Origin of the sequence: Rhizobium sp. BK661 (assembly GCF_024808825.1) — a bacterium.
Taxonomy (GTDB): Bacteria; Pseudomonadota; Alphaproteobacteria; order Rhizobiales; family Rhizobiaceae; genus Rhizobium.
Map to the genome: position 1 here is coordinate 110,872 of NZ_JANTYT010000003.1, position 24,092 is coordinate 134,963.

General features: G+C 59.4%; 20 protein-coding genes and 1 pseudogene. 13 read left to right on the forward strand and 8 right to left on the reverse strand.

The genetic code is table 11. The features are described from left to right. Positions 1-81: 81 nt before the first annotated feature. From FHX16_RS09340 to FHX16_RS09350, 3 genes are read left to right on the forward strand one after another with little or no spacing between them, the layout of a single operon-like run. Positions 82-972 carry a LysR family transcriptional regulator gene (locus FHX16_RS09340; protein ID WP_183861596.1) on the forward strand — a complete coding sequence of 297 codons (891 nt, stop codon included), beginning with the start codon at positions 82-84 and terminating at the stop codon, positions 970-972. 46 nt (positions 973-1,018) lie between these two features. Continuing rightward, the gene (locus FHX16_RS09345; protein ID WP_040674664.1) at positions 1,019-1,339 is read left to right on the forward strand and encodes a hypothetical protein; all 321 of its coding nucleotides are present in this window, start codon (positions 1,019-1,021) and stop codon (positions 1,337-1,339) included. A gap of 30 nt (positions 1,340-1,369) precedes the next feature. Then, the gene (locus FHX16_RS09350; protein WP_259127185.1) at positions 1,370-1,960 is read left to right on the forward strand and encodes a DNA-3-methyladenine glycosylase; all 591 of its coding nucleotides are present in this window, start codon (positions 1,370-1,372) and stop codon (positions 1,958-1,960) included. Between the two features lie 3 nt (positions 1,961-1,963). On the opposite strand, the gene FHX16_RS09355 is transcribed toward FHX16_RS09350, so the two are convergent. The 3 genes from FHX16_RS09355 to FHX16_RS09365 are packed head-to-tail and all read right to left on the reverse strand — an operon-like array spanning position 1,964 to position 5,181. Beyond that, positions 1,964-3,505 (reverse strand): DHA2 family efflux MFS transporter permease subunit, encoded by a 1,542-nt coding sequence (locus FHX16_RS09355; protein WP_259127210.1) that lies wholly within the window; start codon positions 3,503-3,505, stop codon positions 1,964-1,966. Continuing rightward, entirely contained in the window at positions 3,498-4,724 is a 1,227-nt protein-coding gene (locus FHX16_RS09360; RefSeq protein ID WP_259127213.1) for an HlyD family secretion protein, read from the reverse strand. The genes FHX16_RS09355 and FHX16_RS09360 overlap by 8 nt, the downstream gene beginning before the upstream one ends. Continuing rightward, positions 4,717-5,181 carry a MarR family winged helix-turn-helix transcriptional regulator gene (locus FHX16_RS09365; RefSeq protein ID WP_259127216.1) on the reverse strand — a complete coding sequence of 155 codons (465 nt, stop codon included), beginning with the start codon at positions 5,179-5,181 and terminating at the stop codon, positions 4,717-4,719. The genes FHX16_RS09360 and FHX16_RS09365 overlap by 8 nt, the downstream gene beginning before the upstream one ends. 403 nt (positions 5,182-5,584) lie before the next feature. Here FHX16_RS09365 and FHX16_RS09370 point away from each other — a divergent pair, with 403 nt between their 5' ends. Both FHX16_RS09370 and FHX16_RS09375 read left to right on the forward strand, forming a co-directional pair. After that, positions 5,585-6,760: an efflux RND transporter periplasmic adaptor subunit gene (locus FHX16_RS09370; protein WP_183861604.1), complete on the forward strand. Its 1,176-nt coding sequence runs from the start codon at positions 5,585-5,587 to the stop codon at positions 6,758-6,760. Next, positions 6,757-9,954, forward strand: coding sequence for an efflux RND transporter permease subunit (locus tag FHX16_RS09375; protein ID WP_183861606.1), 3,198 nt, complete (start codon positions 6,757-6,759; stop codon positions 9,952-9,954). Before FHX16_RS09370 ends, FHX16_RS09375 begins: the two co-directional genes overlap by 4 nt. On the opposite strand, the gene FHX16_RS09380 is transcribed toward FHX16_RS09375, so the two are convergent. The 4 genes from FHX16_RS09380 to FHX16_RS09395 all read right to left on the reverse strand — a co-directional run bounded on the left by FHX16_RS09380 (position 9,949) and on the right by FHX16_RS09395 (position 14,304). Further along, the gene (locus FHX16_RS09380; RefSeq protein ID WP_183861608.1) at positions 9,949-10,956 is read right to left on the reverse strand and encodes an acyltransferase; all 1,008 of its coding nucleotides are present in this window, start codon (positions 10,954-10,956) and stop codon (positions 9,949-9,951) included. The two genes, FHX16_RS09375 and FHX16_RS09380, sit on opposite strands and share 6 nt — an antisense overlap. Positions 10,957-11,001: 45 nt before the next feature. Further along, on the reverse strand, positions 11,002-12,267 hold the full coding sequence (locus FHX16_RS09385) for an O-antigen ligase (protein ID WP_183861610.1): 1,266 nt from the start codon (positions 12,265-12,267) through the stop codon (positions 11,002-11,004). 10 nt (positions 12,268-12,277) lie between these two features. Then, on the reverse strand, positions 12,278-13,549 hold the full coding sequence (locus FHX16_RS09390) for a polysaccharide biosynthesis/export family protein (protein ID WP_183861612.1): 1,272 nt from the start codon (positions 13,547-13,549) through the stop codon (positions 12,278-12,280). 74 nt (positions 13,550-13,623) lie between these two features. Beyond that, positions 13,624-14,304 (reverse strand): sugar transferase, encoded by a 681-nt coding sequence (locus FHX16_RS09395; RefSeq protein ID WP_114713575.1) that lies wholly within the window; start codon positions 14,302-14,304, stop codon positions 13,624-13,626. Positions 14,305-15,080: 776 nt separating this feature from the next. On the opposite strand from FHX16_RS09395, the gene FHX16_RS09400 reads away from it, so the two are divergent. Both FHX16_RS09400 and FHX16_RS09405 read left to right on the forward strand, forming a co-directional pair. Then, positions 15,081-15,347: an exopolysaccharide production repressor protein gene (locus FHX16_RS09400; protein ID WP_183755555.1), complete on the forward strand. Its 267-nt coding sequence runs from the start codon at positions 15,081-15,083 to the stop codon at positions 15,345-15,347. A gap of 134 nt (positions 15,348-15,481) precedes the next feature. After that, complete coding sequence (locus tag FHX16_RS09405; protein ID WP_183861614.1) at positions 15,482-16,483, forward strand: glycosyltransferase family 2 protein; 1,002 nt, start codon at positions 15,482-15,484, stop codon at positions 16,481-16,483. Positions 16,484-16,494: 11 nt separating this feature from the next. Here FHX16_RS09405 and FHX16_RS09410 read toward each other — a convergent pair whose 3' ends face one another. After that, positions 16,495-17,454: a glycosyltransferase family 2 protein gene (locus FHX16_RS09410; protein WP_183755553.1), complete on the reverse strand. Its 960-nt coding sequence runs from the start codon at positions 17,452-17,454 to the stop codon at positions 16,495-16,497. Between the two features lie 547 nt (positions 17,455-18,001). Here FHX16_RS09410 and FHX16_RS09415 point away from each other — a divergent pair. The 6 genes and pseudogenes from FHX16_RS09415 (at position 18,002) to FHX16_RS09440 (ending at position 24,091) form a co-directional block, all read left to right on the forward strand. Continuing rightward, positions 18,002-19,120 (forward strand): acyltransferase, encoded by a 1,119-nt coding sequence (locus FHX16_RS09415; protein WP_183861616.1) that lies wholly within the window; start codon positions 18,002-18,004, stop codon positions 19,118-19,120. A gap of 3 nt (positions 19,121-19,123) precedes the next feature. Next, positions 19,124-19,918 carry a glycoside hydrolase family 16 protein gene (locus FHX16_RS09420; protein WP_183861618.1) on the forward strand — a complete coding sequence of 265 codons (795 nt, stop codon included), beginning with the start codon at positions 19,124-19,126 and terminating at the stop codon, positions 19,916-19,918. 38 nt (positions 19,919-19,956) lie between these two features. Next, positions 19,957-21,105, forward strand: a pseudogene (locus FHX16_RS09425) (glycosyl transferase); the annotation flags it as partial. Positions 21,106-21,165: 60 nt separating this feature from the next. Further along, positions 21,166-22,164 carry a glycosyltransferase family 2 protein gene (locus tag FHX16_RS09430; RefSeq protein WP_183862011.1) on the forward strand — a complete coding sequence of 333 codons (999 nt, stop codon included), beginning with the start codon at positions 21,166-21,168 and terminating at the stop codon, positions 22,162-22,164. After that, complete coding sequence (locus FHX16_RS09435; protein ID WP_183861620.1) at positions 22,161-23,087, forward strand: glycosyltransferase family 2 protein; 927 nt, start codon at positions 22,161-22,163, stop codon at positions 23,085-23,087. Before FHX16_RS09430 ends, FHX16_RS09435 begins: the two co-directional genes overlap by 4 nt. Continuing rightward, positions 23,084-24,091, forward strand: coding sequence for a glycosyltransferase family 2 protein (locus FHX16_RS09440; RefSeq protein WP_183861622.1), 1,008 nt, complete (start codon positions 23,084-23,086; stop codon positions 24,089-24,091). Before FHX16_RS09435 ends, FHX16_RS09440 begins: the two co-directional genes overlap by 4 nt. Position 24,092: the final 1 nt, after the last annotated feature.

Below are 24,092 nucleotides of genomic sequence, written 5' to 3' on the forward strand. Positions count from 1 at the left end.
TGAGGAGAAGATGCCACTTTTCGAATAGCGGATAATCAGCCATTATTCGGCATCACTATCCGGACATAACGAACAAACAAGATGGACAGATTCGATGCCATGCGGGTGTTTTCCCGCGTCGTGGAGAGGCGGAGCTTCACGCTCGCCGCCGAGGACACCGGCCTTCCGCGCTCCACGGTCACGGATGCGGTTAAGCAGCTGGAAGCCCGCCTCGGCGTACGATTGCTGCAGAGAACGACGCGCCATGTCAGCCCCACGCTTGATGGCGAAGCTTACTACCAGCGCTGTCTTTCCATACTCGCCGACATCGAGGACGCAGAGGGCGCCTTCGCCGGCGCCAAGCCGAAAGGCATGCTGCGCGTCGACGTGCATGGCACGCTTGCCCGCCATTTCGTGCTGCCAAGTCTTCCGTCCTTCCTCGAGACCTATCCCGATATCGAGTTCTACATGAGCGAGGGTGACCGGCTGGTCGACGTCGTCCGCGAAGGCATCGATTGCGTGCTGCGCGTCGGCGTTCCCCAGGACAGCGACATGGTGGCGCGACGCGTCGCCATGCTGGAAGAGATCACGCTGGCGTCTCCCGGCTATCTTGAAAAGCATGGTGTGCCCGAGCATCCCGACAGGCTCGACGGTCATCGCATGGTGGGCTTTCGCTCGACCGCGACGGGTGGTGTCCTGCCCCTGGAATTCCTCGTCGGCGGCAATATCCACAACGTCACCCTGCCGGCGCCGGTCACCGTCAACGCCGCCGAAAGCTTCATGTCGGCAGCCCGGCTCGGCCTCGGTCTCATTCAGGTGCCGCGGTATCATGCCGAGAAGGATCTGTTCGATGGCACGCTGGTTCATGTGCTGCCGGATTTTCCGCCGACGGAGACACCCGTCTCCCTGCTCTATCCGCGAAACAGGCAGCTCTCTCCGCGCGTTCGCGTTTTCATCGACTGGCTGGTGAAGGTCTTTGCTCGACAATCCTAGCGAAAAGCGTTTCACTTGGAGCAACTGTCAGAACCCGGAGATTTCCATGGCCATCACAGACGTCACCGTACATCCGAAGGACGGCGGCTTCGTTGTCATCTTTACGGATCAGTCCGGCAACAACATATCGGTCACGCTCTATGCTGCAGCCTCTCCCGGACTGACGAGCGACAACGCGATTACTCGCGCAAGGGCGCTGCTTGCCGCAACGCTACAGAGTTCGCAGGTCGACGGAGCACGCGGCAAGGATGCCGCACTACTGGAAGAGGAACTGGAGGAAGGCCTCGAGGACACCTTCCCCGCCAGCGATCCCGTATCGGTCACCGGATCATCGATTTCCGCGCACGACCCGAAGGTCGGCCACTAGAGTGTCCGAGCGATCGAAAGCCTGAACCAGATGACACATGCCGCCGGTGCGATCGGCGCCGCTCCCCTCACCGGCCCTGATCTCACGCGCTTTTTCGAACGCGATGCGATTGCTGTTGCCCGTGATTTGCTTGGCTGCCATCTCCGTGTCGGTGATGTCGGCGGTCGCATAACCGAAACCGAAGCCTATTTCCCCGACGATGCAGCCTCGCATGCCTTCCGCGGCCCTACACCGCGCAACGGCGCGATGTTCGGCAAACCGGGCAACGTCTACATCTACCGTATCTACGGCATGCATTGGTGCGTAAATTTCGTGTGCACGACGGGCTCCGCCGTGCTGATCCGCGCACTCGAGCCGGAAGCCGGCATCGCGACCATGATCGACCGGCGCAACAACGATGCGTTGACCCAACTCTGCAGCGGCCCTGGCAAGCTCTGCCAGGCGCTCGGCATCGATCTGTCCCTGAACGACAGGCTCCTCGACGAGCCGCCCTTTTCGATCGCCCCTTCCGCCCCCGTCGAGATTGTCGCCGGCAAACGCATAGGCATTACGAAAAATGCCGAAGCACCTTGGCGCTTCGGCATCTCCGGGTCTCGCTATCTCAGCAAACCGTTTCGCTGAGCATCATTCCATGACGGCGCTGTGGTCCATCACAGGCGCTACCTTCGGCTTGCGCAGCAGCAGCGCAAGCGGAATGACCGCAAGCGACATCAGCATCAGCAGCTTGAAATCGTCGATATAGGCGATGATCGTCGACTGCAGGGTGATCACTTCGTTGAGCGCCGCGCGACCGGCTGCGGTCAGCGGGTTCATCCCCTGCGCCGCCGCTGCCTCGAAGGCGCGGTTGAACGGCGTCACATAAGCGGCGATGTTCTCATGATTGACCTGGGCGTTCTCCACCAGCAGCGCCGAAACGATCGAGATGCCGACGCTCGAGCCGATGTTACGCGACAGGTTGTAGAGGCCGGTACCGTCGCCGCGCATGTGCGCGGGCAGCGTCGAGAAGGCGATCGTCGTCAGGGGCACGAACAGGAAGCCAAGCCCGGCGCCCTGAATGAAGCCGACCGACACGATCGTCCACTGTGAGACATCGGGCGTCCAGCCGGTCATGTCGTACATCGCCCAGGCTGTCAGACCGAGACCCAGCACCAGGAGCAGGCGCGTATCAACCTTGCCGATCAGCTTGCCGACGATGAACATGCAAAGCATAGTGCCAAGCCCACGCGGCCCCATGACGATGCCCGCTGTGATGACGGGGTAGCCCATCAGCGTCTGCAGGTATGGCGTCATCAGCGCCAGGGAGGCGAGATAGGTTATGCCGATCACGAAGATAAAGAGCATGCTCACCGCGAAGTTCCGGTCAAGGAACAGCCGCGGATTCACGAAGGACTTCTCCGCCGTCAGCGTATGCACGATCAGCAGGTAAAAGGCGGCGGCGCAGACGATTGCCTCGATCATGATCTCGCCCGATGCAAACCAGTTGAGCTGTTCGCCGCGATCGAGAAACAGCTGCAGCGACGCGATGCCGAGACTCATCATCCCGAACCCGAACCAGTCGAGCTTCGCCAACGCGTCCAGCTTCGTTTCCGTGACGTAGATCACGATGCCAGCGAATGCCAGCGCACCAATCGGGACGTTGATATAGAACACCCAGCGCCAGCTGATGTTGTCGGTCAGCCAGCCGCCGATGACAGGTCCCAGGACCGGCCCGACCATGACCGAGACGCCAAATAAGGCCATGGCCGAGCCGCGCTCCTCGACACTATAAATGTCGAGGAGGATGCCCTGAGAGAGGGGAACCAGAGACGCGCCGAACAGGCCCTGCAACAGGCGGAAGGCGACGATCTGGTTCAGCGATTGCGCAAGGCCGCACAGGACGGAGGCGAAGACGAAGCCGGCGATCGCCGCCAGCAACACCCGCTTGCGCCCGAACTTGGCGGCGAGAAAGCCCGACGGCGGCGTCATGATCGCAGCCGCCACGATGTAGGAAGTCAACACCCAGTTGATCTGGTCGGCGCTCGCCGAGACGCTCCCCTGGATATAGGGCAGCGCGACGTTGGCGATGGTCGTATCCAGCGCCTGCATGATGACGGCCAGGATGACGCAGGCCGTGATCGCGCCGCGGTTGGCAACCGGGGTAGCCGGAGATGATGCAGCGTTACTCATGGTCCTTGCCGCCTGAGCGGCCCAAAAGCTTGGAAACGAAATCCGGAAGACCGCGGGCGCGACCCGTATCGACGTCGACGACCGTGCTCATGCCGACGCGAAGCGGCGGCTTGCCGGCAGCGTCATCGATGCTGACGCGCATGGGAATACGCTGCACGACCTTTACCCAGTTGCCGGTCGTGTTCTGCGCCGGCAACAGCGAGAAGCTGGAACCGGAGGCCGGGCTGATGCTCTCGACCTTGCCCTTCCACTCGACGCCCGGATAGGTATCGACATAGATCGTCACTGGCTGGCCGGGCTTCACATAGGTCAGCTCGGTTTCTTTGGGGCTCGCCGCAATCCAGAGATTGTTGTCCGAAACCAGCGAGAAGGCTTGTGTCGACGCCTGCAGATAGGAGCCCGGCTGCAGCGAGTTGACGTTCGTCGCGACGCCGTCGAACGGCGCCTTGACGACGCTGTGGTCGAGTTGGCGCTGAGCGTCATCGACCTTCGCCTTGGCCTCGAGGTAAAGCGGGTTCTGGTCCACTGGCTGATCGGCATTGCCCCCGAGCTGCGCCAGCGTTGCTGCTGCCTCGGCCTTCGCAACGGCGACCTTCTGGCGGCCGGCGTCGAGATTGTGCTTGGCCTGATCATAGGCGGTCCGCGTCGCGGCAGAGCTGTTCAGCAGGCTCTGCTGCCGATCGAACTCGGTCTGATAGTAGGGAATGTCGGCTTCCGCCTGGGTGATCTCGGCAAGAGACTGCTGGTAGCTGGCCTGCATGTTCAGGATCTGGTTGCGTACGGTGCCAAGCTGCGCCTCAGCGCCTTCAAGCGCGATCTTGAAGGCATCCTGCTGCAGGCTGAAGAGCACCTGGCCCTTCTTCACCGCTTCGTTCTCATGCACGTTGATCTGGTCGACGATACCGGAAACGTCGGTCGTCAGCCCCACCATGTCGGCCTGGATATAGGCATTGTCGGTCGACATGATCTGACCGCCGTTGACATAGTAGTATCCACCGACGACGAGCGCGACCGGCAGCAGGGCGAAGAGAACGGGCCGCGTGAGACTGCGCCGGCGGCGGACCTGTGTGCCGCCGGGCGCAGCCACTGCAGTAGCGGGCGCTGAATTGGATGAAGGCGCCTCGGCTACCGTCTCCCCGCGGGGGGAAGCCTCGTTTTCTTCAACTGGGTTCTTGGCATTTGCGTCTGCTACGACGCGCAGGGAGGACTTCTCAGCCATGTTTTGTCTCATCTTCGGCTACCGGGGTTCGGCAAGCCTGCGCTAGGTTCGTCTTCATTGCGGTTAGGATACCGAACAGCTGATCGCGCTGCTCGGAAGGGATGCCATCAAAAGCTTCGCCGCGTGTCAGGTCGCCCAGTTGACGCATCTCGGCCAGAAGCGGATGCGCTTCCTCGCGCACATAGAGAAGCCAGATGCGGCGGTCAGTCGGATGCTGGCGGCGCTCGATGAGACCACGATCGGCCAACTTGTCGAGAATGCGGACCAGCGTGATCGGTTCGATTTCCAGGATCTCGGCAAGTCCGCCCTGGTGGATTCCCTCATTGCTGCGGAGATAGGCGAGCGTCTGCCACTGCGACCGCGTCAGCCCAAGGCAACGCGCGCGCTGCTCGAACCGCTTGCGAAGCAGCCGTGCAACGTCGTGCAGCAGAAAGCCGAGAGTGGGATTGCCGTTCATTGATATTCGCGCCAATTGTAAGCACACTTATAATACGCTCAGATATATTAAGCGTGTGCGCTGCACAAGTCTGTCGGCCACGAAATCGTGTGTTGCGAGCAAAATGCCGCACCAGCATTCTGGTCGGACTTACACGCATGGCTTCCAGCAGCCCGTGAAATTGCAACCGGTCGGCATTTGCAATTTCTGCCGGAGGCAGTTTATATACGTCCTACAGGTACTTAGCGGGTCTCCGCATTATTCTTTTCTAGCAATCGCAGATCGTCCACGCGCCCAGAATGGCGCTCAGGTGCAGAATATCGATACGGGCGACGCTTTTTCGCTCGGACGCAGCAAGACGTGACACGCATTATCTTATCGACATAGTGGGCTCGCTGGCAGCGGCCCAAATTGGGAGACTGCTATGCCTTTCTCAATTAGAAACATGCTTTTGCTGAGCAGCATGATCCTTTTGCCTGCAGCAAGCGCAGTCGCCCAGGGTGCCCCGCCTCCCCCACCCGTCACCGTTGCCAAGCCTGTCGTGCGCGATGTCGTCGACAACGATGAATTCATCGGCCGCTTCGAACCGGTGGATGAGGTGTCTGTCCGTTCTCGCGTCGGCGGCTACCTGCAGGAAGTGCATTTCACGGACGGCGCCGTTGTCAAAGAAGGCGACCTGCTTTTCGTCATCGATCAGCGGCCTTTCATCACTGCGCTTAATGAGGCAAACGCTGCGCTGGAGGTGGCCAAGTCCACACAGACCTATGCTGAAGCGCAGTTCAAGCGCGCGGAGTCGCTGGCGACCAGCGGCAGCCAGTCGGTCTCTACTTTGGACGACCGTCGCCGGGAATGGCTTTCGTCGCAGGCGAACGTCCGCGGTGCCCAGGCGACTGCCGACCGTGCTGCTCTCGATATGGACTATACCAAAATCACGGCACCCTTGAGCGGCCGTATCGATCGCCGCCTGATCTCGATCGGCAACCTGGTTCAAGCCGACCAATCGGTACTGACGACAATCGTTTCACTCGACCCGATCGACTTCTATTTCGATGTCGACGAGCGCCGGCTCCTGAATTTCGCTGACACTGCTCGCAGGAAGGGCCAGGTGCTTCAGCAGGGCGGCGGAGGCGTCGACGTGACGGTGACGATCAGCGACCCGAACGCCAAGCCCTTCACGGGAAAGCTCGACTTTGCGGAGAACAGGATCGACAACCAGAGCGGCACGATCCGGCTTCGCGCCCGCTTCGCCAACCCGGATCTCGTGCTTCAGCCTGGCCTGTTTGGGCGCATCCAGGTCGCGGCCTCCAATACCTATAAAGCCGTCCTCGTCCCCGACGAAGCGATCGGCTCCGACCAGAATGAGCGCGTCGTGTTTGTCGTCGGCACCGACGGCAAGGTTTCGACTATGCCGGTACGGCCGGGTCCGCGAATCTACGGCTATCGGGTCATTCGCGAAGGCCTCGACGGCACCGAGACGATCGTCGTCAATGGCCTGATGCGCGTCCGGCCCGGCGCAACGATCACGCCGAAGATGATAGAACTGCCGCAAGAACGGCGCGATACGCCGCCCGATTCCCCGGTCCCGGAGAGCGGCCAATGAGATTTGCCCATTTCTTTGTGGACCGGCCGATCTTTGCGGCCGTCATCTCGATCGTCTTCCTCGTCGTCGGCAGCATTGCTTATACGCAATTGCCGGTATCTCAGTACCCGGAGATCGCACCACCGACTATCGTCGTACGCACGTCCTATCCCGGCGCCGACCCGCAGACTATCGCCGACACCGTGTCAACGCCACTCGAGCAGCAGATCAACGGCGTCGAGGACATGCTTTATATGTCCTCCTATTCCAGCGCCGACGGCGCCATGTCGCTGACGATTACCTTCAAGCTGGGCACCGACCTGGACAAGGTGCAGGTTCTTGTCCAGAACCGCGTCTCGATCGCCTTGCCCCGCCTTCCCGAAGAGGTGCAGCGGCTCGGTGTCACCACAGACAAGAGTTCTCCCGACCTGATGATGGTCGTGCATCTGCTGTCACCGTCGCACCGCTACGACCAGCTTTACGTCTCGAACTACGCGCGCAACCGCATCCGCGACGTTCTCGTTCGTCTAGATGGCGTTGGTGACGTACAGATCTTTGGCGAGCGCCAATATTCGATGCGAATCTGGCTCGATCCGGAAAAACTCTCCGCCTATCAGATGACATCGGATGACGTTGTCGCAGCGCTCCGCGACCAGAACGTCCAGGTATCTGGCGGCAAGATCGGCGCGCCTCCCGTTACCGGCAAGAATGCGTTCGAATACACGGTGCGCACCGAGGGACGTTTTTCCGATGTCCGCCAATTTCGCTATGTCATTGTTAAATCAACCGCCAGCGGCCGGCTGGTCGCGCTGCAGGATGTCGCTCGTATCGAGCTCGGCGCGCAAGACTACGTCACCAATAGCTATCTGAACAACGATCCGGCCGTTGCCCTCGGTGTCTTCGCCCGGCCCGGAACCAATGCACTGGATACCGCGCATCAGGTCCAGGCGATCATGAAGGACATCTCGCAGAATTTCCCGCCGGGATTGGAATATCGGATCGTCTACGACACGACCGAATTCATCTCGGATTCGATTGCGGAGGTCTATCGAACCATTGCCGAAGCGGCGATTCTGGTGGCCATTGTCGTGCTGGTCTTCCTGCAATCCTGGCGCACGGCGATCATTCCGATCGTTGCAATACCGGTATCGCTGATCGGCACCTTCGCGGTGCTGCTGGCATTCGGCTTCTCCCTCAACATGCTGACCCTGTTCGGTCTCGTGCTTGCCATCGGTATCGTCGTCGACGATGCGATCGTCGTGGTGGAGAACGTCGAACGCAATCTGGCGCGCGGGATGTCTCCGAAGGAAGCGGCTCATGTCACCATGGATGAAGTCGGCACCGCGGTCGTTGCGATTTCGTTGGTCCTTATCGCCGTGTTCGTACCGACGGCCTTTATTCCGGGCATATCTGGCCAGTTCTACAGGCAATTCGCGGTTACGATCTCGGTCACCACGGCAATCTCGGCGTTGAATTCCCTGACGCTTTCACCAGCGCTGGCCGGGATCCTGCTGAAAAGCCATGACCACGAAACCAAGCGTGTCAGCATAGCAACGCGTTTCGTGCGCAGCCTGGCCAACGGCTTCAACCACGGCTTCGATCGAATGAGTGCCGGCTACTCATGGATCATCCGGCATCTCGTCAGCAGCTGGGTGGGGCTGACCTGCTCGCTTCTCGTCTTCGCAGGGCTCTTGGGAGCAACGTGGTACATGGGCACTAAAGTCCCTTCGGGCTTCATTCCGACCATGGACCAGGGTTACGCAATCATCGTCATACAGCTTCCCGATGGCGCCTCGCTCGCGCGTACCGATGCCGTCGTCAAGCAGGTCGGCGACATCGCCCGGCAAGTTCCCGGCGTCGGCAACGCCGTCCAGTTTGCTGGCTTCAGCGGTGCGACCTTCACGAATGCCTCGAATGCGGGTGTGGTCTTCGTTCCGTTCAAGTCTTTCGCCGAACGCGAGGAAGGCGGCGAGACCGCAAACAAGATTATCGGAGAACTCTTCGGCAAGCTGCAGAGCATCCAGGAGGCCTTTATCATCGCCATCCCACCGCCCTCGGTACGAGGCGTCGGCAACTCTGGCGGCTTCAAGATGCAGGTTTCCGATCTTGAAAACGCCGACATGACCCGCGCGCTTGGACTCGCGCGGCAGATGATGGGCGCCGCCGCCACAACTGAGGGGCTGACCGGCGTCTTCACAACCTTCTCGGACGCCAGCCCGCAATACTTCCTCGAGATCGACCGTGATAAGGCGCGCTTCCTGAACGTGCCGATCCCCAATATCTTCAACGCCCTGTCGATCAATCTCGGCGTTTCCTATGTGAACGATTTCAATGCGTTCGGCCGCGTTTACCAGGTCAGGGCTCAGGCCGACCGACAATACCGCATGGACCGAGACGACATCCTTGCCCTGAAGGTCCGGTCGGCGACAGGTGCGCTCGTGCCCCTCGGAACCCTGATGGAGATCAAGGATGCAAGCGGCCCGGCGCTTGTCCAGCGTTACAACATGTACGTTTCGGTGCCGCTGCAGGGAAATCCGACGCCGGGCACATCGACCGGCGATGCCATCAAGAAGATGGAAGCGCTGGCGGCAAAGATCCTGCCACCGGGAACCACGTTCGAATGGACGGAACTGGCCTACCAGGAAACCCACACCGGAAACACGGCGATTTACATATTTATTCTGTCGGTGGTCTTCGTCTTCCTGGCTCTGGCGGCGCAATATGAAAGCTGGGTGTTGCCTCTGGCCATCATCCTCATCGTTCCACTTGCCGTGCTCGCTGCTCTGATCGGTGTTTGGTTGAGGGGAATGGACAATAACGTCCTGACGCAGATCGGTCTGATCGTCCTCATCGGTCTTGCCGCCAAGAACGCGATTCTGATCGTCGAGTTCGCCCGGCAGGCGGAAGAGGAAGGCAAATCGCCGGTGGAGGCCGCAGTGGAGGCCAGCCATCTTCGCTTGCGCCCGATCCTAATGACGGCGTTCGCCTTTATCTTCGGCGTATTGCCGCTCGCGATCGCCACCGGCCCCGGAGCCGAAATGCGTCAGTCACTCGGGACGGCCGTTTTCTCAGGGATGCTTGGCGTAACGATTTTCGGCCTGTTCCTGACGCCCGTTTTCTACGTCGTGCTGCGCGGGCGCCGGAAAAAGCCTGCTGTTGCGCAGACCGAAGCCGCGCAACCCTCCGAGGAGGCTGCCACCGGGACTTCTTCATGAAGGGCGCCGCTCGACCACGTTCTGTTTGAGCAGGTCTGACGACAGGATCTTCCGGAGCGGCTTCTCGACAAGCTCGTAGGCTGCCGCTCCGAGAACCGTTCCGCCAACAGCGGCGAGCCCGATCGTCGACGTGGTCGACAACCCGATCATGCCGGCAGCCTTGACGATCACCGAGATCGCCAGCGTGTGCCAGAGGTAGATCGAATAGGACGCATCGCCGAGATACGTGAGAAGCGGCACACGGCCAATGCTGCCATCTGTCTCGAGCGACACCATGCCGTAGACCAGCGCCATGGCGAGCGGCCCGCAGATCGTTTCGTCGAAATCGGCACCGATCAGGAAAATCGTCGCAAAGCCGGAGAGCGAGGCACCGACACAAGCAAGCCCCAGGCTAGTTCCTGCGATCCACCGCTTGATCCACAATTCCGCAATGAAGACGCCTCCGAGGAATTCCAGAATGATCGGCCGGGTATAGGTTTTGAGCACCGGCGACGCCGGCTCGAAGAGAAGGCCGATCAGGAAAAAGCCACCGAAGATCGCCGTTAGATACAGCAGCCGCCAGCGACGTGGCAGGAAAAGCGCCCCAGCAAACAACACGTAAAAGAACATCTCGAAACTCAGCGTCCAACCCTGGACGAGGACCGGCCAGATGTCGCCGGTGCTTGGCGACAGGGCCGGAATGAAGAACAGCGAGGCAAGGATGTGGGCGCCGGTCAGCTTCAGGTTCGGGAACAGGCCGACCACAGCGCCGGCGATCATCACGCTCGTCACCAGCCAGTAGGAGGGCGCGATACGCCTAATGCGATCGAGCAGGAACCCTTGGGGTGTCATCGGGCGGCGATCACTGATGACCCACATGATGAAGCCGCTGATCACGAAGAAAACATCAACGCCAGCGGCACCGATTGCAAAATGCTCACCGGTCTTTTCGGCAGCGTGGAAGACCACGACGGCAAGTGCCGCAAAGGCGCGCAGATATTGGATGCCGTAAAGTGTCTTCATCGGTTTCCTCGGGGAGCCGGTCAGGCCGGTCGAAATGTTATGGCGTTATTGAGCGATGGGCTCAGGCAACTTGTGGTGTCGCCAAGAGCTCACCGCCGGCAGTCGACGCGCAGTCGCCAGCTTTCCAGCGGTGAAGTAGAAAAGAAACGTCCCGACGTTGTATGGCGTCAGAATATCAATCTCGACGAAGGAGCGGATCGTCAGCAGGACAGCAATCGAGAAAAGCAGATAGGATTCAACATTCCTGAAATCCTCGATGACGCGCCGCAAATGCCCCCAGAGGATCCGCAGCAGCATCGCCGCGAGGATAAAGACGCCCGCGAGGCCCAGTTCGACGGCCGTTTCGATATAGGTGTTGTGGAAATGGAAGCCGCTCCGCGACCCGATAAAGAACTCTTCCCACAGCCGCTCCGGCTCGGAGAAGCCCTGGACCCAATAGGCCTGGTAGCCGATGCCGAAGATCGGATTCTGTTTTGCCGCCTCGATCCCCTGTTGCCAGAGATAGGTGCGCCCGGTCAGCGTCGAATCCTTGCCGAAGATGCCTAGAACGGCGTCGACCGCTCCGAGATAAACGCCGGCAACGGCGAGAACGATAACGGCGACGCCGCCGCCGACGACCAGCAGTTTTCGGTGATCAGGCGTCAGTGCGAGGACGACATGCAATCCCATCATCAAGGCCAGCACGACAGCCGTGGTCAGCACGGATGTCGCCGATTGGCAGGCGATGAGGCAATAGGCGGACAAAAGTCCAACGATGCCGGACGCAGCCATCCAGAGGCGTCTCTCGCCGAAGATGAAGACGGCTGCGAACGAGACGATCAACCCCAGCGACGCGTAGAAGCCGAGCTGGTTCTTTGAGGCGAAGGCCCCCACGAAACTGAAGGTTCCGTCCAGCGGATCGTACTCGTAGTAGCCGAACAACAACGAATAGATGAGGACGATCCCGACGCCGGCGATCATGCCGACCGTCAGGGTCCTGACGTCGAGCACCCGCACCGCAATCAGCGCACAGATGACCTGCGTCAGGTACTGAATGCTGGCTCGCACAGAGATGCTTGGAACGGCAGACCAGAACACCGACAGGAAGGCGAGCGCGGCGAAGGCGTAGATCCAGAGGTAACGACCGTGACTGCCGAGCACCTTCTTGTAGTCGACGGCGATCAGCGGCAGCCAGAGCGCATAGTAAAGCAGGATCGCCACCTGCCCGAACTTGATCGAGTAGGCGAAGCAAAAAAGTGACAGTGCCACGGCGGGAATGGCATAAGCCGCGTTCCCGCCTGGCTGAATGAGCGCCGATTTTGCGATCCGCATTGCGGCCTCGTTATCTCATCGCCAGTCCGGCAGTGACCTTGATCAGGTCGCCGGGCAGGAGCGCAGTATTTTCCTGAACCGGAATCTCCTTCGCCTTGCCGTCAACTTCGCGGACGATTGAATAGGCGATGCTCGCAGCCCCGGTGCTGGTGTCAAAACGGGCGGCATCGGTCGATTGCGTCAACGCCTCCGCCATCAGCGAGTTGCTGGTTTCGAGCTTGAGATTGAGTTCGTCGAGCTGAGCGTCGGCATTCTGGAGCTCCTGGGATAGCTGTGCATCCCAGTCGTTCCGAAGCGTGATCTCGTCTTGGTTGGCCTTGCTGATGTCCTGCTTGGCCTTCAGCGAATTGGTATCGATATCGAGGAGCGTCGCCTCGGTATCAGCTGCCCGCTGTTCAGCGGCCATCTTGCGGGCGCTCAACGCAAGGCCCTTCTCCGCAAGATCTTCGACCTTATCGCGATCCTCAGTCGCCAGCTGCAACTGCCGGGTCTGGGTTTCGCTCTTCTTGGCAAGTGTCTCGACTTCGCTTTGGAGCAACTGCTTGAGGTCGGCAAGCGCCTGAAGCTGCAGCGTCAGGCGTTTCCTGCGGGTGTTCATGAGAGCCGTTTCGCTGTCAAGCAGGGGCTTCGCCTCCGGCTTGTCCTGAAGCTCCTTCGGCATGTCAATCGTATCCTGGTTGGCGATCTCGGCCCGCAGCCGCGCCTGCTTCACCAATAGGCGTGCACGGTCTGCCATGTAGACGACCGCGTCACCCTTTGCATTGATGAAGTCACGGGCGAACCGTTGCCCGGCGTCTGCACGGCGCAGACCGCCGGCAAGGCTCACGGCCTTGATGATCGTCAGATTCGGCGCAAACGGGTATTCACCGGGCTTTTCGACGTCACCGGACAGATAAACCGGCCGGAATTCCGAGAGCTCGACCGAGGCAGATGGACGGTCCTTCAGAGCAAATTGCTTCTGCAGAGCCGTGCCGATCTCCTGGGCGATTGCGTCAGTCGTTTTGCCCGAAGCAGGCATGTCTCCGACGAAAGGCAAGGAAATGCTTCCTGAAGGCCCGACCGTGTAGTCCCCACTGACGACCGACCAGTCGCGGATGCTGCCATCCGCGGTCTGCCACTCGGCCACCCGAATCTTCAGCTTGTCCATGATACCAAGACGGTAGTCGTCGGCAGCAGCAAGCGATGAAGACGCCAGAAAAGCACCAAGTCCGGCTGCGACAACAACACCGGATCTTAGCGTGCGAAATCGTCCGGCCTTGCCGTCAAGAAAGCGTTTTTCCATTACCTTCCCCGTGTCTCGGCACGACAAGCCGCAAGGCGTTGCCGCGCAGTACTGTTTGGTTTTTGAGATGCGGCTTAGTAGCTGCCGCGTTGAGCGCATACCGCCGGAATTGTGCGTGCGATGATCACGACATCCCGAACCAGCGACCAGTTTTCGACGTAGTGTGTGTCGAAGGCGACGCGAGTTGCGTAAGAAACGTCATTGCGTCCGCTGATCTGCCACAGGCCCGTCAGGCCAGGGCGAGATTGCAGATAGTAGACGGCCGAATTCTCGTACATTTCGAGTTCGTCTCGAACGACAGGACGCGGACCGACGACGCTCATTTCGCCGCGGATGATATTGAAGAGCTGGGGAAGCTCATCAAGACTCAACTTGCGTAGAACGGCACCCACGGCAGTGACCCGGGGGTCATCCTGCAGTTTGCGCGTTGCACGCCACTCTTCCATGGCCTTCGGATTGTTGCGCAGGTGCTCCTGCAGAACCTTGTCACCATTGGTGACCATTGTCCGAAACTTCAGGCAACGGAACTCCTGGCCGTTATGGCCGATGCGGCGATGCCCATAGAAGATCGGTCCTTTGTCCGAGAGCTTCACAAGCAACATCACCATCAAAAAAAGCGGGCTCAGAAAGATGAGCCCGAGGCAGGCGGCGGACATGTCGAATGCCCGTTTCGCGATCCCGCCAGTCGGCGGAAACACGCTCTGATGAACTACGCCATAAAATGGCGAACTGTCCGATCTCGTCGCAGACTTCATAGAGGTAACTCCACTTATGTTTGCCGTTTGGTCGGGTAGGCTCAGGCCGCTTAGCTAGCGCTGACGAATTCGAAGTGTATGAGGTGATTTTGTTTTTTTAAGCCACAATTTTAAGACCGTGGCGTTACGGCATGTTTTTGGAGCCGCCGTTCAACTTTTTTGTTTTTAAGACTCTGCTGAAACAATCATACAATTCTTTGGCGATTTCGAACTAATCTCTGCGTGTACCAATAAAAGTCTCTGGCATTGCTATCCGAGCCAAAGATACTGAAGTCTAGGACGTCAGGGCGGGGTGCCGGCAATTGCTGGTTTCCACTGTCGGCTTCTGAGAAAGGCCCGGTTTCTATTTGCAAAAAGGAGCCACCTATTGCATTGCACCATGCATTTTGCGCTGCACCAGCTAACCGTTTGAAATTAAAACTTTGTAATAAAAGTTGAACAGAAAGCACTCCGAACGCACCCCACACCGCATACATTGTGGCACTAATAGGAGCGTGTATTGCCAAATTGTGCGCAACTACCGATGGACGCAATGTTTTTTAATCATCTTTCGAGAAAGCGATGCGGCGGCGGCAGTGCGTGGCATTTTTACCAATAGCCGGAAGAAACCTTTAAGATCGTGGCTGTACTACGCCTCTCGCAGACGCAAAAAAACGTCTCCAGACCTTCAGTTGAAACAGGAAGTCCTGTAAAACATTATCCTAGGAAGGATCCTGGTGGCGCTTTCGTCTTCAATGATTGTACATTGAACGAAGCTCCGATGGAGGAGGCAACAGATGTATGCACCTCGCGTTATCTTCAGCATGCTCGGCGCATTGGCCGTATTTGCTGTCGCGACGTATTGGTTGAGCGGTTCTCTCACCGGGACCGCAGTCAAGACGGCAATCTCTGCCGTCCTGCTTCAAATCGGTTATTTCGGCGGCGTCTTATACCTCGTCTGGAAGGAGAGCAGGAGCCGCACGATTCGCCCCTCAGTGAGGCGCGAAGAGACGGAAAAGCTGCCTGTGTCGCCATTCAAGGGTTCTGAACCTTTCAACCGCTAAGCCTCTTCGATTCGAAGCATTGCCATGCCTTCCCGGCATGAAGAGCATCCCGTTCGTAACATCATTTGAAGAGCGGACCGTTGTCCGCCACATTTTGACGTCTTAGTTGTTGGGCGAAACAACGGAGGTCACGCGTGGCAAAAACCGCAAACATTTGCGTCATCATCGCTGCCAAGAACGCAGCAGACACCATCGAAACTGCCGTTAGATCGGCCCTTCAAGAGCCTGAAGTGGCCGAAGTCGTCGTTGTCGATGACGGCTCCAGCGATGACACGGCGGGAACCGCAAGGCGGGCCGACGACGCCAGCGGCAGGTTGAACGTTGTCAGATTCGACCAAAACAAAGGGCCGTCGGCCGCCCGCAACCACGCCATCGCAATCTCTTCGGCGCCACTGATCGCAATCTTGGATGCGGACGATTTCTTTTTCGCAGGTCGCTTTCGCCGCATGCTTGCAGAAGACGACTGGGAATTCGTTGCCGACAACATCGCCTTCGTCGATGCCGATGCGGCAAGCCTGGCGCCGGGGCGGCTCCAGCAATTCGCCGAAAATCCGCTCTTCCTCGACCTGCCTACCTTCGTTGACGGCAACATTTCAAAGCGCGGTGTCCGCCGCGGCGAGATCGGCTTCCTCAAGCCGGTCATGCGACGCGCCTTTCTGGATAAGCACGGCCTGCGTTACCGTGAAGAAATGCGGCTCGGCGAAGACTACGATCTCTACATCCGGGCCTTGGCGCTCGGCGCGCGCTACAAGGTGATCCACAGCTGCGGCTACGGCGCGGTCGTGCGCGGCGACTCGCTCAGCGGACGCCATCGCACCGAGGATTTGCGCCGCTTGTATGAGGCCGATCGCACGCTCCTGAAGTCGGTGAAGTTGCCCCCACAGGCGGCGGAAGCCGTGCGCCGGCATGAGCGGCATGTACGCGGCAAATATGAGCTGCGGCGGTTCCTCGATATCAAGGGCCAGGCAGGGCCGCTAGCAGCGATCGCCTACGTTGCTGGGAACCCAGGAGCCTTCCCCGCGATTGCGACGGGCATCCTTGCCGACAAGACGGAACGCCTGCGCAACCCCGGCGGCGTCTCCGTCACGGCGCCGGGCAATGGCCTACGATATCTTTTGAGCGCCCCGGCAAAATAACCGGGAATCGACTACTTCGAGAGCTTCGCAGCAGCCAGCTGCAGCGCACTTCCCAACAAACGGGGATCGCGTGCCGCCCATCGTGCAAGCAATCTGAAATCTGGCGTCTTGCGCCGGCGCAGCAGGCCGATCTGGCTCCAGATGGCCTGCCTTCGCGCCGTATTCTTGTGTTTCTTGATGGTTTCGACCTCCTGCGGCCGGCGGGAGAACCGGCTTTCCAGCTGGTCAAGCGCCATCCAGGTGATGAATTGCTGCTTGAGAAATTCCGGTGAGGCGTTGTCGACGCCGTGGAAGATGTTGATGCCCTCGCCGCGCAGCGCACCCGGCTCCGCGCAGAGCAACACCTGTTTCGCCGCAATGATGCAATCGCAGAAGAACAGGACGTCCTCGGCGGCCAATCGCAAGGCGGCGTCGAAACGGACCTTCTCGAACAGCGGCCGACCGATGACCATGCAGGACATATGCAGGAAGGCCCAGTTCTTCAGCATGACGCCGGCAAGATCCGGCACGTCCAGGATCAGCGGCTTGTCCAGCAGGCGCCGCGCTCCCTCCTCTTTCTCGAGAGCGGCGATACCGAAGTGATAGTCAAACTCCTCGCCGCCTTCGATCGACGCCCAGTAGCAGTCGCCCCCGAAGGCCTCCATCGCCTTGGCTGCGTTCTCCAGGTGATCGGGAGTCCAGACATCATCGGAGTCGAGAAAGGCAACGTATCGCGTCGCCTTCGGCACATGATCGAGGCCAGTGTTTCTGGCGCCGCCAGGCCCGGCGTTCGGTTGGGCGATCACTGTCACGCGCGCCCTGTTCTCCTCCGACAAAAGAGCGAGGTCCGCATCTGGGGAACGTGGTGACTGGTCGTCGACGACGATGACATCAACATCCGTGTAGCTTTGCGAGAAGACCGACTCCAAGGCGCGGCTGAGAATGCCGTCCTCGCGCTGATAGAAGGGGATGATGATCGTGAAGGTCGCCATAGTCTCTCCCTTGAGATACGCGAATTTATGTTTTCGCCCCAGCGCATCTAGGGGTGAATGACAGGCGCAGCAAGTGTGCTGCACTGCAAAATGATGACGTTCATTTCGGCCGAAGTTTGTCAAAGCTGTCCAGTGATAGGATCGCATCAACCCGTATCGAAACGAAACGGCGGCTCGCTCTCAAGCCGCAATTCCGCCATGATCGGAGCCGTTCGTCAGCCTCTCGTTGTAACAATCGTTCACCAGTCAACAAAAACTTTTATGCCACTCGCGACGGAAAAGCCTAGAAATTGATGAATATCATCATGTTATGAAATGCACTGCTGACGTTGACGTTGAGGACCATTCGGCGGGCCGACACATAGGCTTTTTCTCATACTGAGCCAGGACAGGACGACTGTTACGAAGTGGGACCGCCGATCACTTTTTGCTGCACTGCCATATTTTCTTCCGTGAATCCGCCCTAACTTCGGGGTGCGGGCTCGAGTCTGCTCTGATTGAAAACGGTCGCAAGGGGAGGTGCGGCCCAAAAGGGGTGACTGATAGCGTGAATGTTGATGCGAATGTTTCGTCGCGGATAAATCTGATGCGCATCGTGCTCATATCGGGCATTGTGTTCGTCCATATACCGTTCGACGCCGCCAGCAGTCCCTACGAGGGGGCCTACGGCGCATTTGACTGGATACGGGTTTTTCTGACGGAGGCGCTGTTTCGCGTCGGCGTTCCATGCCTGAGCGCGATCTCGGGCTATCTGTTGTTTCGCAGCGGACAGGAGAACTTCAGCTACAAGAAAACCGTGCGCACGAAGGTGCAGACGGTGTTTGTGCCATTCCTGCTTTGGAACTGTGGATTCATCGCAGCAATCGTCCTCGCCACCAGTGTCGGGGTGGGTGACGGCTATCTGCCCGACCCGCTGCACGCGTCCGGCCGTGATCTGATGTCACAAGTGCTGGCGGTCGAGAATTTCCCGGCCAACGTACCCTTGTACTTCCTTCGCGATCTCTTCGTCTGCATCCTGCTTTCGCCAATCCTTGCCTGGCTGATCAGCCGGGCTCCTATATTGACGTTGACTGCCTTGCTGGTAATCGCGCTCATTCCGGAACTGTCGATCTACATCGTTCTAAAGCGCTCCATCCTTTTCACCTTTAGTCTCGGCATCTTCCTTGCCTTGCAGCAGTTTGACCTCAAGGCTCTTGATCGCTTTGCGTCGCTTGGCGTCCTTCTGCTGCTCGCTTCCTCGGCCCTTCTGGCAACCGCCATCTTTTTCACCGGACCTTCGCTACCTGATTGGGTGCAATTCTTCCGCAACGCGCTCGCAATCGGTGGTGCATTGGGCTTCTGGCTGCTCTCGGCTCCGCTGATCAAGACGCAGATTGGCCAACGACTCGCAAAGACCGGGAGCCTCAGCTTCTGGATCTTTTGCGCCCACTACCCGCTCCTCATTTTCCTCTGGATTCTGTGGGGCAAAGCAGACCTGAGCTTCTATCCGTTGTTCTTCGTTCTGTCCTTCGTCCTGCTGTTTCCATTGCTCGCTCTCTCAAACGGGCTGTGCCGGAAGAATTTTCCGCGCGTCTACGCCGTCCTGACGGGCGGCAGAACCAAACGGTCCGTGAACTCGGCGTCGCAGCGCGACGTCTCTCCCGAACTCGTTTCACAGCAAAGGTGACACATGACGACCAAAATCGCCCATGCGCGAAAACTTTGCCTGAGCCTAATTGCCATCGCGGCAATAGGCGTTTCAGTCCTGCCGGCCTCGGCACAACAGGCATCTGGAAAATCCTTCGTGGATGACTTTGACAAGATCAACCGCGGCTTCTGGTATGTTTCCGACGGCTGGAACAACGGCGCCCACCAGAACTGCACCTGGTCGAAGAACAACGTGAACGTCGAGAACGGCGTCCTTCAACTCTCCTTCGCGGACGGAAAGTCCAAGGACCGCAGCTATCTCTGCGGGGAGATCCAGACGACCAAGCGTTACAGCTATGGCACCTATGAAGCCCGTATCAAGGCCGGCACCGGCTCGGGTCTGAATTCGGCGTTCTTCACTTACATCGGCCCTGCCGACAAGCAGAAGCACGATGAGATCGACTTCGAAGTGTTGGGCAAGAACACCGGCGAAGTGCAGGTAAACCAGTATGTCCAGGCCAAGGGCGGCAACGAGAAACTCGTTCCGGTTGGCAGCAAAGCCGATGATGGCTTCAATGACTATGCATTCATCTGGGAAAAAGACCGATTGCGCTACTACCTGAACGGCAAGCTCGTTCAGGACGTTACCGATCCGTCGAAGATACCGTCCAACCCGCAGAAGATCTTCTTCAGCCTCTGGGGTTCCGACACGCTTGCGAACTGGATGGGGCGCTTCGACTACACGAAGCCAGCCGTTCTCAGCGTCGATCGGGTTGCCTTCACCGCGCTTGGCGACAAGTGCCAATTCCCTGAATCCATCGCATGCACGCTCAACTGACCAGCGCCGGCAGAGCCCACACAGGAAAAGGAACGTCGATGCTCAAAGTGCTCTACCTCGTGCACGACCTGGCAGACCCTGCCGTCCGACGGCGGGTGCTGATGCTGCGCGAGGGCGGTGCCGAAGTGGTGCTGGCCGGTTTTCGCCGCGGGGAAAACCGCCTTGCCGAAGTGCACGGTGTAACCCCGATCGAACTCGGACGCACGGCCGACGCCCAGTTTGCGCAGCGAATGAGCGCGGTTACAAAGGCGATGGTCGGCCTGAAGGCGCTGCTGAAGAACGTCGAGAAACCCGATCTCATCATCGGCCGCAATCTCGAGGCACTCGCCGTCGCCCACAGGGCCAACGCACTGTTCGGCGGCAGCGTTCCTGTCGTCTATGAATGTCTGGACATCCACCGCCTGTTGCTGCGCGACGATGTGGTCGGCAAGATGATCCGCCGCGCCGAAGGACACTTCGGCCAGGATGCAAAGCTGATCCTGACGAGTTCTCCCGCCTTCATTGACAACTATTTCCGTCCTCGCTCAGGCGTCCAAGCGGAAACGCTTCTGATCGAAAACAAGGTCATCGCTCTGGATGAAACCGCGATAGAGCCCGCCTTCGCCCGCCCGTTCAAGCAGCCCGGACAGCCTTGGAAGATCGGCTGGTTCGGTGCCCTTCGCTGCCGCAAGTCGCTCGGTCTCCTTGCCGAATTCTCACGCCAGATGGAAGGCAGGGTCGAGATCGTTTTGCGTGGCCGCCCTGCCTACTCCGAATTCGAGGATTTCGACGCTTTCGTGCGCGATGAACCCTATCTTCGCTTCGAAGGCGCCTATCGCAATCCCGAGGACTTGCGGGCGATCTACGACGACGTCCACTTTTCCTGGGCCATCGATTTCTTCGAAGAGGGCCTCAATTCAAGCTGGCTCCTGCCGAACCGGCTGTACGAGGGCTGCCTGTATGGAGCGGTCCCGATCGCTCTGGAAGGAACCGAGACGGCACGCTTCCTTCAAGCGCGCGACATTGGCCTTAGACTCTCCGAAGCGAACTTTTCGCAGCTCGAGGAGCTGTTCGAAAACATGTCCGGCGAGCGTTACGGCGCATTGAGCGAGGCTGTTGCCGCCAAGGATCGCAAGATATGGCTTGCCGACCGCAGCGATTGTGCGGCCCTCGTTTCAAGCCTTTCCCGCCTTGTCCCGGCAACCGCAGAGAGGGGCGGTGCCGGTGCAATTATTCCAACAAGAGTGACTCCAGAAGGGTGGACAACCATGAAGCCTGATGTCGGTGCCAGCGTCTCCAGTCTCATCATCATTCCCTGCCTGAACGAAGAGAGGCATATCGAGGCTTTGCTCGCTAAGCTGAGCCTCGAAATCGATCACATGGATGCCCGGATCGTCGTCGCCGACGGCGGTAGCACGGATGCGACGCGCGACATCGTCGCCCGCATCAGCGCCGCTGATCCGAGGATTGTGCTGCTCCACAATCCCCGGCGGATCCAGAGTGCGGCGATCAATCTCGCGGTCCAGACCTTTGGCCGCGACTATGACTACCTGATCCGCATCGACGCACACGGCGATTACCCCGCCGACTATTGCCGCCGCCTCGTCCAGGAGGCCGAACTGACCCAGGCGGACTCTGTCGTGGTCGCCATGGAAACCGTCGGCTTCGGAGTCTTTCAGAAGGCGACGGCCTTCGCCCAGAACTCGAAGCTCGGGAACGGTGGCTCCAAGCATCGCGAAGGCGCCAAGGGCCATTGGACCAATCACGGCCATCACGCATTGATGCGCATCGCAGCCTTCGACACTGTCGGCGGCTACGATGAAACCTTCAGCCACAACGAGGATGCAGAACTCGACTACCGCTTGAAACAGGCGGGCTTCGGCATCTGGATGACGGACAAGACGCGGATGACCTACTATCCGCGCTCGACCATCTCGACGCTGTTCCGCCAATATCTGGGCTACGGTCGCGGCCGCGCCAAGAACATCCTGAAGCACGGCAGCATGCCCAATCTTCGGCAGATGCTTCCGCTTCTCGTCGTACCGGTGTTCATCGGTGCGTTTCTCGCCGTTCTGAACTGGGCCGCCGTCATCCCGTTTAGCCTCTGGGCCGTTGCCTGCGTTGGCTACGGCTTCTGGATGGCCATCGGCCACAAGAATCCATACGGGCCCCTCGCCGCCGTTTCGGCAATGGTGATGCACTTTGCCTGGTCGGCCGGCTTCTGGATGGAGCTTCTGAGCTTCCGCGGCAGGAAGGTCTCTTCATGAACGATGTGAAGCCCATGCAGATCGATATCGGCGTCTGCACCTACCGCCGCGCTTCGCTCGACGAAGCGCTGCTTTCGCTTGCGATTCTTGCCGTTCCGGAAGGCGCGAAGCTGCGGATCATCGTTGCCGACAACGACAAGGTTCCGAGCGCCAAGGAACGGGTCGATGCGCTTCGTGCGACCATTCCGCACGAAATTGCCTATGTGCACTGCCCGGCATCGAACATCTCGATTGCCCGCAACGCATGCCTGGACAAAGCAACCGGCGACTTCCTGGCTTTCATCGATGATGATGAGGATGCCAGCGAAGAATGGCTGGTGGAATTACTTGCCGCTGCCAAGAAGACCAAGGCCGACGCCGTGCTTGGCCCCGTTCGCAGCGTCTACTCGTCCACGGCGCCGAACTGGATGCGCGAGGGTGACTTCCACTCGACCCTGCCCGTATGGGTCGGCGGTGAAATCCGCACCGGCTATACCTGCAACGTCCTCCTTCGCCTCGACTCACCTCACGTGGCCGGCCGCCGCTTCAATCTGGCCCTCGGTCGCACCGGCGGTGAGGACACCGAATTCTTCAGCCATATGCATACCGATGGCGGCGGGATTGCCTTTGCACCCGAAGCCTATGTCTATGAACCGGTAACCGAAAGCCGGGCTGGCCTGTCCTGGCTCGCCAAACGCCGCTTTCGCTTCGGCCAGACGCATGGGCGGTTGCTCCAGGAAAAGAACACCGGCCTGCAGCGTCTAAAGCAGATCGGCCTTGCCGCTGCCAAGGCGGCCTTCTGCTACGGCGCGGCGCTTGCCTGCATCTTTTCTCCGATTCCACGCTATCGCTACGCCCTTCGCGGCCTCATGCATACCGGCGTGGTGAGTGGTTTGCTGGGTGTCAGGGAAATCCGTCAGTACGGAACGGCGGAGGCTGCATGACGCAAACCCAGCCCGACGTCAGCTTCATCGTCGCCGCTTACAATGCGGAAGAAACGCTCGCCAAGGCGATCGACAGCGCCCTTGCACAACAGGGCGTGTCGGTGGAAGTGATCGTCGCCGATGACTGCTCGACGGATGAGACGAGAGCCATTGCCGAAAGCTATGCGAACAGGGGCGTGAAGCTTCTGGCGCTTGCGCGCAATGGCGGGCCAGCGGCAGCGCGCAACGCCGCGTTGTCGGCGGCGACCGGCCGATGGCTAGCTGTGCTCGACTCCGACGACACGGTCGAGCCGCGGCGACTGCAGCGCATAATCGAGCGCGCCGAGAATGCCGGTGCCCAGATTGCCGTCGACAATCTTCGCGTCATTCGCGCCGACGGGACGCCGCCGGAGACGATGTTTACCGAGCAATCGCTGGCCGAAACACCGGAACTGATACTTCCCGTATTTATACGGTCGAATGCCCTGTTTCAGACAACCCATAACTTTGGTTATCTCAAGCCGATCTTTCAGCGCGCTTTCATCGAACAGCATGAACTTCGCTTCAACGAGGCCCTGAAGGTTGGCGAGGACTACCTGTTCCTCGCCTCGGCCATGGCGCTTGGGGGGCGCTGCGTGATCGAGCCGGTCCCCGGCTACGACTACCAGATCCGCGAGGGATCGATTTCGCGCGTTCTTGCCCTTCATCACATCGATGCCATGATCGAGGGTGATAAGACCTTCCTTCGAGATCACACGCTGGATGCGGAGGCGGCGGCCGCACAGGAGTTTCGCGAACAAAGCCTCCGCCGAGGCCGCGCATTCCTCATCCTCGTACAGAACATCAAAGACCGGTCGATCTCCGGAGCGATCAAAACGGCCTGGAGCAATCCGTCGGCGGTGGCGCATCTCAAGATGCCGATCGCCATTCGGATCAATCGCGCACTCGCGCCGCTTCGCCATCTGATAAGCCCACGGACCGACCTAACAGCCATCGATGGCGTGACCCGCTCCCGCAAAGGATAGA

What these genes read in the sequence shown, in the direction of transcription:
- FHX16_RS09340 (WP_183861596.1), top strand. Translation starts at nt 82, where the DNA reads ATGGACAGATTCGATGCCATGCGGGTGTTTTCCCGCGTCGTGGAGAGG.
- FHX16_RS09345 (WP_040674664.1), top strand. Translation starts at nt 1,019, where the DNA reads ATGGCCATCACAGACGTCACCGTACATCCGAAGGACGGCGGCTTCGTT.
- FHX16_RS09350 (WP_259127185.1), top strand. Translation starts at nt 1,370, where the DNA reads ATGACACATGCCGCCGGTGCGATCGGCGCCGCTCCCCTCACCGGCCCT.
- FHX16_RS09355 (WP_259127210.1), bottom strand. Translation starts at nt 3,505, where the DNA reads ATGAGTAACGCTGCATCATCTCCGGCTACCCCGGTTGCCAACCGCGGC.
- FHX16_RS09360 (WP_259127213.1), bottom strand. Translation starts at nt 4,724, where the DNA reads ATGGCTGAGAAGTCCTCCCTGCGCGTCGTAGCAGACGCAAATGCCAAG.
- FHX16_RS09365 (WP_259127216.1), bottom strand. Translation starts at nt 5,181, where the DNA reads ATGAACGGCAATCCCACTCTCGGCTTTCTGCTGCACGACGTTGCACGG.
- FHX16_RS09370 (WP_183861604.1), top strand. Translation starts at nt 5,585, where the DNA reads ATGCCTTTCTCAATTAGAAACATGCTTTTGCTGAGCAGCATGATCCTT.
- FHX16_RS09375 (WP_183861606.1), top strand. Translation starts at nt 6,757, where the DNA reads ATGAGATTTGCCCATTTCTTTGTGGACCGGCCGATCTTTGCGGCCGTC.
- FHX16_RS09380 (WP_183861608.1), bottom strand. Translation starts at nt 10,956, where the DNA reads ATGAAGACACTTTACGGCATCCAATATCTGCGCGCCTTTGCGGCACTT.
- FHX16_RS09385 (WP_183861610.1), bottom strand. Translation starts at nt 12,267, where the DNA reads ATGCGGATCGCAAAATCGGCGCTCATTCAGCCAGGCGGGAACGCGGCT.
- FHX16_RS09390 (WP_183861612.1), bottom strand. Translation starts at nt 13,549, where the DNA reads ATGGAAAAACGCTTTCTTGACGGCAAGGCCGGACGATTTCGCACGCTA.
- FHX16_RS09395 (WP_114713575.1), bottom strand. Translation starts at nt 14,304, where the DNA reads ATGAAGTCTGCGACGAGATCGGACAGTTCGCCATTTTATGGCGTAGTT.
- FHX16_RS09400 (WP_183755555.1), top strand. Translation starts at nt 15,081, where the DNA reads ATGTATGCACCTCGCGTTATCTTCAGCATGCTCGGCGCATTGGCCGTA.
- FHX16_RS09410 (WP_183755553.1), bottom strand. Translation starts at nt 17,454, where the DNA reads ATGGCGACCTTCACGATCATCATCCCCTTCTATCAGCGCGAGGACGGC.
- FHX16_RS09420 (WP_183861618.1), top strand. Translation starts at nt 19,124, where the DNA reads ATGACGACCAAAATCGCCCATGCGCGAAAACTTTGCCTGAGCCTAATT.
- FHX16_RS09430 (WP_183862011.1), top strand. Translation starts at nt 21,166, where the DNA reads ATGAAGCCTGATGTCGGTGCCAGCGTCTCCAGTCTCATCATCATTCCC.
- FHX16_RS09435 (WP_183861620.1), top strand. Translation starts at nt 22,161, where the DNA reads ATGAACGATGTGAAGCCCATGCAGATCGATATCGGCGTCTGCACCTAC.
- FHX16_RS09440 (WP_183861622.1), top strand. Translation starts at nt 23,084, where the DNA reads ATGACGCAAACCCAGCCCGACGTCAGCTTCATCGTCGCCGCTTACAAT.